Annotated in this window: 3 protein-coding genes; 2 read left to right on the top strand and 1 reads right to left on the bottom strand. The window is 57.8% G+C overall.

Annotated features, from left to right (window positions below):
- On the bottom strand, positions 1-441 hold a 441-nt coding region (locus tag ABX749_RS31215; RefSeq protein ID WP_372899473.1), incomplete at its 3' end, for a ClpP family protease.
- Between the two features lie 452 nt (positions 442-893).
- Here ABX749_RS31215 and yacG point away from each other — a divergent pair.
- Complete coding sequence (yacG, locus tag ABX749_RS31210) at positions 894-1,091, top strand: DNA gyrase inhibitor YacG (protein ID WP_145208870.1); 198 nt, start codon at positions 894-896, stop codon at positions 1,089-1,091.
- A 112-nt stretch (positions 1,092-1,203) separates the two neighbouring features.
- Entirely contained in the window at positions 1,204-1,686 is a 483-nt protein-coding gene (greA, locus tag ABX749_RS31205; protein WP_095740583.1) for a transcription elongation factor GreA, read from the top strand.
- Positions 1,687-1,948 lie beyond the last annotated feature (262 nt).

Here is a 1,948-nt window from a genome sequence, read left to right as displayed (position 1 = left end):
TCCGCCGACGCCGCCCATCGGCTGGTGCATCATCACGCGGCTGTTGGGCAGACAATACCGTTTGCCTTTGCTGCCGCCGACCAACAAGACGGCCGCCCCGCTGCAGGCTTCACCGACGCAGTACGTCGCGACCGGGCACGAGAGAATCTGCATCGTGTCGTAAATCGCCAACGTCGCGGTGACGCTTCCGCCGGGAGAATTGATGTAGAAATGAATGTCTTTGCGGCGATTTTCGCTCTGCAAGTACAGCAACTTCATCACCAACTCGTTGGCGTTGCCGTAGTGGATTTCGCCCTGCAAAAAGACAATGCGATTTTCAAGCAGCAAATCCCCGAGCGTCAGTTGACGCTGGCGTTGGTAACTCTGGTAGGCGTGGCTACCGGAAATCGGGTTACCGGAGAGCTGGCTCGCGGCAAGCGGGTGCGTTAACGGTGAATCCATAAAGTGTCTTTGGGAGTTAAAAGCAACGAAATCGCAGCGGGATCAGACCGAACAATCGATGCGTCGGCCTTTCAATGACCGCTTAGTGTTCGCATCTGGGGAGAATCTGACAAGACCAGTGCCTCCGACCGCAAGGCCAGTCTGCACGTTCAGGCCGACACCGGTCGCATCGGACCGGTTACGCCAGCCGGTTGCAAATCGGATACCAAACCGCAGCGGGCGTCGCAAGATTCACTATCTTGACATTTTGCCGTCACACTGGCATCAATAGCATGTCGCGGCGAATTTCCTCCTGCCAAGCTGGCATGTGACCGAAGCTGTCGACGACGCGCCAGAGCACTTCGACTCCATTAGAATTCTGGACCAAGCTTGTTCCGAACACTCGTTCAGACGTGACGCACCGAGCCCCCTCCTGCGGTGTCACCTCCTGCATTCCCCCTCAAATCCGTCCCATGCCCAACGAACCCCGTGACAAATCGAAGTGTCCGACCTGCGGAAAACGCTTTCGGATGGACGAAACCAATGCCCCGCCGTTCTGCTGCGAGCGCTGTCGGCTGATCGATTTGGGCCGCTGGCTGGACGAGGACATCGGCCTGCCATTCGAATCCGACGAATCGCCCAAGACGATCGACCCGGACCTGACGCGTTAAAGACCTTTACATTAACGAAGAAAGCGGCAAAACTACCCAAACAAGCAACGAAGCCTTTCCCGCCGTCTGGGTGGGGAAGGTTTCTTTTTTTCAGTGACCCGTGGAGAGTGTGATGGTTGAATCGGTGCCGATGACCCGAGAGGGATACAACAAGATCAAAGCCGAAATCGAGCATCTTGATCGCGAAGTGATGCCCGAGATCGCCGACAAGATCGCCCTGGCGCGCGAAGAAGGCGACTTGAAGGAAAACGCGGAATACCACGCCCAGCGTGAGAATCAAGGCAAGGTCCAAGCGCGGATCAACCTGCTCAAAGACAAACTCGCCCGTGCCACGATCGTCGACATGTCGGAACTGCCCCGCGACGAAGTCGTCTTCGGATGCACCGTCACGGTCGAAGACCAGGACGACGGCATGGAAGAGGAATTCACGTTCGTCGGCGCCGGAGAAGACGATTACAAGTCCGGCAAGATCCTGGTCACCAGCCCGATCGGCAAAGGTCTGATCGGGAAAAAGGTCGGCGAAATTGCCAAGATCGAAGTCCCCGCCGGCATGATGACGCTGAAAGTCATCAAAATCGAGTTCCCCGACGTCTAACGTCTGTTCGCTGTCGGTTTCGCTGCTCCGCAGCGAAACCGGGCGGCTAAAGCCTGCACACCAGCAACCGTTGGTGTCCAGCCTTTAGGCGCATCCCCACGCGCTGCGAAGCAGCAAGACGGGGCGGCTAAAGCCTGCACACCAACTCTCACTCCCCCACGTCCCCTTCCCACTCCGACTGGTAACGGCGGATCATCTCCGCCTCGCGTTCGGTTCCGATGGCTGAGAAAACGTCCCAGGCGGGTTTCTCGGCGCCCAACGG

Origin of the sequence: Stieleria sp. (assembly GCF_041595215.1) — a bacterium.
Lineage (GTDB): Bacteria > Planctomycetota > Planctomycetia > Pirellulales > Pirellulaceae > Stieleria > Stieleria magnilauensis.
The sequence above is the reverse complement of the archived record's forward strand: the minus strand, read 5'-3'. Positions and strand labels throughout refer to the sequence as shown.